General features: G+C 66.8%; 4 protein-coding genes. 1 reads left to right on the top strand and 3 read right to left on the bottom strand.

Annotated elements, in window-relative coordinates:
• Positions 1-160: 160 nt before the first annotated feature.
• The 3 genes from I9P22_RS22955 to clpB all read right to left on the bottom strand — a co-directional run bounded on the left by I9P22_RS22955 (position 161) and on the right by clpB (position 4435).
• Entirely contained in the window at positions 161-787 is a 627-nt protein-coding gene (locus I9P22_RS22955) for a protein-methionine-sulfoxide reductase heme-binding subunit MsrQ (protein WP_199262434.1), read from the bottom strand.
• Positions 787-1683 carry a protein-methionine-sulfoxide reductase catalytic subunit MsrP gene (gene msrP / locus I9P22_RS22960; RefSeq protein ID WP_199262436.1) on the bottom strand — a complete coding sequence of 299 codons (897 nt, stop codon included), beginning with the start codon at positions 1681-1683 and terminating at the stop codon, positions 787-789. Before msrP ends, I9P22_RS22955 begins: the two co-directional genes overlap by 1 nt.
• Before the next feature lie 124 nt (positions 1684-1807).
• Positions 1808-4435: an ATP-dependent chaperone ClpB gene (gene clpB, locus I9P22_RS22965; RefSeq protein WP_199262438.1), complete on the bottom strand. Its 2628-nt coding sequence runs from the start codon at positions 4433-4435 to the stop codon at positions 1808-1810.
• A gap of 153 nt (positions 4436-4588) precedes the next feature.
• On the opposite strand from clpB, the gene pyrF reads away from it, so the two are divergent.
• On the top strand, positions 4589-5124 hold a 536-nt coding region (gene pyrF, locus I9P22_RS22970), incomplete at its 3' end, for an orotidine-5'-phosphate decarboxylase (RefSeq protein WP_199262440.1).

The following is a 5124-nucleotide window of genomic DNA, read 5'->3' on the forward strand; positions in this document are numbered from 1 at the left end:
GTCCCGTCCGACGCTGCCGTCGTTCGGTGAGCGGGTATCTAGACCCCACAAAACAAACCCGCAAGACCAAAAATGAAGAAAAATGACAGAAGAAAGCAAACAACTGAAAAGAAACAGAAAATCAAGAAGCAGAGGCCAAGAAAAAACCAGGGGGCGGGAATCACCCGGCCCGGCGCATTGCCCCCACGGCGCCTGCCCGGCGCGCTTTGCCCAGCAAACGCAGGCCCAGCAGCAGCAGAATCGCCGCCAGAATCATCAGCGGCCAGGATTCCCAGACCTTCAGCGCCCAGAGCCAATGCACCGCTGCCAGCATCGCCGCCGGATAGACCAGCCGGTGCAACTGCCGCCAGCGCACGCCCATGCGCCGGATCGAGACGCGGTTCGAGGTCAGCGCCAGCGCCAGCAGCATGACGAAAGCCAGCATGCCGAAGACCAGATAGGGCCGCTTGGCCACGTCGCCGAGCATCTGCGCCCACAGAAAGGCCATGTCGAAGACCACCCAGGCCGCCAGGTGGCAGGCGGCGTATGTGAAGCAGATCAGCCCCAGTGCCTGGCGAAAGCGCATCAGGTTCAGCCGTGTCAGCCGCAGCAGCGGCGTCACCGTCAGGGTCGCCAGCAGGAAATAGATCGCGGTGCGGCCCACCCGGTGCTCGATGTCGCGCACCGGATCGACGCCCAGATTGCCCTGAACCGTGTCCCAGACCAGTAGGCCCAGCGGGATCAACCCCAGAAGCCAGACCGTCCAGACCGGGACATGCCGAACCCAGCGGTTGAGGTGCTGCAGCATCAGTAATGCTTCGCCAGGTCCATGCCCGCGTAGAGCCCGGCCACCTGGTCGCCATAGCCGTTGAACATCAGCGTTTCCTGTCGGCCGCCGAACAGGCCGGCGCCAATCCGCCTTTCGGTGGCCTGCGACCAGCGCGGATGGTCCACCTGCGGGTTCACATTGGCATAGAAGCCGTATTCGCCGGGCTGCAGCATCTGCCAACTGCATGGCGGCTGCCGGTCGGTCAGGGTGATCCCGACGATCGACTTGATCGACTTGAAGCCGTATTTCCACGGCACCACCAGCCGGATCGGCGCGCCGTTCTGGTTGGGCAGCACCCGGCCGTAAAGCCCGGTCGCCAGGATGGTTAGCGGGTGCATGGCCTCGTCCAGCCGCAGCCCCTCGCGATAGGGCCAGTCGATGACGCGGCTGCGCTGGCCGGGCATCTGCTCGGGGTCGTGCAGCGTGCGGAAGGCCACGTATTTCGCGCCCGGCTGCACCCCGGCCTTGCCGAGCGCCCCGGCCAGCGGCACGCCGAGCCAGGGAATGACCATCGACCAGGCCTCGACGCAGCGCAGGCGATAGATGCGCTCCTCCAGCGCCGCTTCGGGGGCAAGGTCCTCGACGCCGTAGCTGCCAGGCCGGTCCACCATGCCGTCGATCTGCACCGACCAGGGCGCGGTCTTCAGGCTGCCGGCATATTGCGCCGGATCGGTCTTGCCGGTGCCGAATTCGTAGAAATTGTTGTAATTGGTGATGTCCTCGAAGCTGTTCGGCGTCTCATCAGTCGAGAAGGCCGAGGGCTTGCCGCTGAGGCCGAGGGCCGGCGTGGCCAGCGCCGCGACGCCCGTCGCCAGAAAGGCCCGCCGGTTCAGGTAATCCGCCTCGGGCGTGACATCGGACCATTTCAGCGCCATGACGATTCCCCCCTTGCCCAAGCCATCATGCCATCCGCAGACGGGGATGCCGATGAAATTCCGCGTGATTTCCGCGCGAGGGCTGGAAGGAAAGGGGCGGATGCCGAAGCACCCGCCGCTGTCGTCAGTGCAGCGGCACTCGCGGCCCCGCCTCGCCGGCCGAGCCCAGATGCGCCGTAGTCACGCGATTGCCGACGATCAGCCCCTCGGGGCCGGCGCTGACATGCACGGTCTGGCCGTCCAGAACCTCTCCGGCCAGGATCATCTCGGCCAGCGGGTTCTGCAGGCTGCGCTGCATCACCCGCTTCAGCGGCCGGGCACCGAAGACCGGATCATAGCCCTCATCCGCCAGCCATTTCAGCGCCGCCTCGTCCAGCTCCAGCCCGATCTTGTGCTGCGCCAGCCGGCTTTCCAGCTGCCAGAGCTGGATCTTGACGATGCCGTCCATGTTCTCGCGCGTGAGGCGATGGAAGATGATGATCTCGTCCAGCCGGTTCAGGAATTCGGGCCGGAAATGCGCCCGCACCGCATCCATCACCTGCGTCCGCGCCTGGCTCGAATCGGCGCCCTCGGGCAGTTGCGACAGCGCCTGCGCCCCCAGGTTCGAGGTCAGCACGATCAGCGTCTGCTTGAAATCCACCGTCCGGCCCTGACCGTCGGTCAGCTGGCCGTCGTCCAGCACCTGCAGCAGCACGTTGAAGACGTCCGGATGCGCCTTTTCGACCTCGTCGAACAGGATCACCTGATAGGGACGGCGCCGCACCGCCTCTGTCAGCACCCCGCCCTCGTCATAGCCGACATAGCCCGGAGGCGCGCCGATCAGCCGCGCGACCGAATGCTTCTCCATGAACTCGGACATGTCGATGCGGACCATGGCGCTGTCGTCGTCGAACAGGTATTCGGCGATGGCCTTGGTCAGCTCGGTCTTGCCGACGCCGGTCGGGCCCAGGAACAGGAAGCTGCCCAGCGGCCGCTTGGGATCGTTCAGCCCGGCGCGGGCGCGGCGCACGGCGTTGGACACGGCCGTCACCGCCTCGGACTGGCCGATGACGCGCTTGCCCAGCACCTCCTCCATCTTCAAGAGCTTCTCGCGCTCGCCCTCCAGCATCTTGCTGGTGGGAATGCCGGTCCAGCGTTCCACCACCTCGGCGATCTGCTCGGGGCGCACGGCTTCCTCGACCATCGGCCCGTCCTCGCTGCCTTCGGATTCGGCCAGCTGCCGCTCGAGGCCCGGGATGATGCCATAGGAAAGCTCGCCGGCGCGGGCCAGGTTGCCCTCGCGCTTGGCCTGGTCCAGCTCGGCGCGGGCGCGGTCGAGCTGTTCCTTGAGGTTGCGCGAGCCCTCCAGCCGGTCGCGTTCGGCCTGCCAGCGGGCGGTCATGGTCGCGGATTTCTCCTGCAACTCGGACAGCTGCTTCTCCAGCTTCTCCAGCCGGTCCTTGGAGGCGACGTCGTCCTCCTTCTTCAGCGCCTCGGCCTCGATCTGCATCTGCAGGATCTGCCGGTCGAGCTGGTCCAGCTCCTCGGGCTTGCTGTCCACCTCCATGCGCAGCCGGCTCGCCGCCTCGTCCACCAGGTCGATGGCCTTGTCGGGCAGGAAGCGGTCGGTGATGTAGCGATGCGACAGCGTCGCCGCGGCCACCAGCGCGGCATCGCTGATGCGCACGCCGTGATGCAGCTCGTATTTCTCCTTGATGCCGCGCAGGATGCTGATCGTGTCCTCGACCGTCGGTTCCAGCACCATCACCGGCTGGAAGCGCCGGGCCAGGGCCGCGTCCTTCTCGATATACTTGCGGTATTCGTCCAGCGTGGTGGCGCCGACGCAATGCAGCTCGCCCCGCGCCAGCGCGGGCTTGATCAGGTTCGCGGCATCCATGGCGCCATCGGTCTTGCCGGCGCCGACCAGCACGTGCAGCTCGTCGATGAACAGCACGATCTCGCCGGCGGCGTCCTCGATTTCCTTCAGCACGGCCTTCAGCCGCTCCTCGAACTCGCCGCGATATTTCGCGCCGGCGATCAGCGCCCCCATGTCCAGCGCCCAGAGCTGCTTGTTGCGCAGGCTTTCCGGCACGTCGCCGTCGACGATGCGCAGCGCCAGACCCTCGGCGATCGCGGTCTTGCCGACGCCCGGCTCACCGATCAGCACCGGGTTGTTCTTGGTGCGGCGCGACAGCACCTGCATGGCGCGGCGGATTTCCTCGTCCCGGCCGATGATCGGGTCGATCTTGCCCTCGGCCGCGGCCTCGGTCAGATTGCGGGCGTATTTCGACAGCGCCTCATAGCTGTCCTCGGCGCTGGCCGTGTCGGCCGTCCGCCCCTTGCGGATGTCGTTGATCGCCGAATTCAGCGCCTGCGCGGTGACCTTGCCGGCCACCAGCGCGTCGCGGGCATTGGTGTTGACGATGGCCAGCGCGGTCAGCACCCGTTCGGCGGGTACGAAACTGTCGCCGGCCTTCTTGGCCAGCTTCTCGGCCTCGTCCAGCACGCGCACCATGCTGGGATCGACATAGACCTGCCCCTGTCCGCCACTGACCTTCGGCTGCTTCGCCACCGCCTGGTCGACGGCCTGGCGCACCGCCTGGGCGTCGCCCCCAGCCCGCGCGATCAGGTTGCTGGCAAAGCCCTGGTCGTCGTCCATCAGCGCCTTCAGCAGATGCTCGGGCATCACGCGCTGGTTTTCCTCGCGGATGGCGATCGTCTGCGCCGCCTGCAGGAAGCCGCGCGACCGTTCCGTGAATTTTTCCATATCCATATGAAAATCCTTTCCTCAGCCCCCGCTTTGGATCGCCCGCATTGGCACGATCCGGCTCGGGTCCTGCCTGTCACATGGGCAGGACGAAACGGGGTTTCAAGACAGCCGGTTCCCGCCTATAAGCGGGCCGTTTGTCGCAGGCTGAGGTGGAACATGGACGACCGTCTGATCGTGGCGCTGGACGTGCCGAACGCGCTGGCTGGGCTGGAGCTGGCCGAACGGATCGGCGACGCGGCCAGCTTCTACAAGATCGGCCTGGGCATGCTGACCGGCGGCGGCCTGGCGCTCGCCAACGAGCTGAAGCAGGAACACGGCAAGCGCATCTTCCTGGACATGAAATTCTTCGACATCGGCGCCACGGTCGAGGCGGCAGTGAAAGGCATCGCGCAATACGAGCTGGATTTCCTGACCGTGCACGGCGACCCGCATGTGGTCAGGGCGGCCAAGCAGGGCGCGGCCGGCTCGGGGCTGAAGATCCTGGCGGTGACCATCCTGACCTCGCTGGATCGCGCCGACCTCGACGCCGGGCTGATCGTGCCGGGCGACCTAGCCGAGATCGTCGCCACCCGCGCCGCCCGCGCCTTCGAGGCCGGGGCGGACGGCGTCATCGCCAGCCCGCGCGAGGCCGCGGCGATCCGCGCCCTGCCCGAGGCGGCGGGCCGGCTGATCGTCACCCCCGGCGTGCGGCC

Source organism: Paracoccus binzhouensis (assembly GCF_016446475.1).
In the GTDB taxonomy this organism is placed as follows: Bacteria; Pseudomonadota; Alphaproteobacteria; order Rhodobacterales; family Rhodobacteraceae; genus Paracoccus; species Paracoccus binzhouensis.

Coding starts and splice junctions, on each gene's coding strand:
- I9P22_RS22955 (WP_199262434.1), bottom strand. CDS start 787: ATGCTGCAGCACCTCAACCGCTGGGTTCGGCATGTCCCGGTCTGGACG.
- msrP (WP_199262436.1), bottom strand. CDS start 1,683: ATGGCGCTGAAATGGTCCGATGTCACGCCCGAGGCGGATTACCTGAAC.
- clpB (WP_199262438.1), bottom strand. CDS start 4,435: ATGGATATGGAAAAATTCACGGAACGGTCGCGCGGCTTCCTGCAGGCG.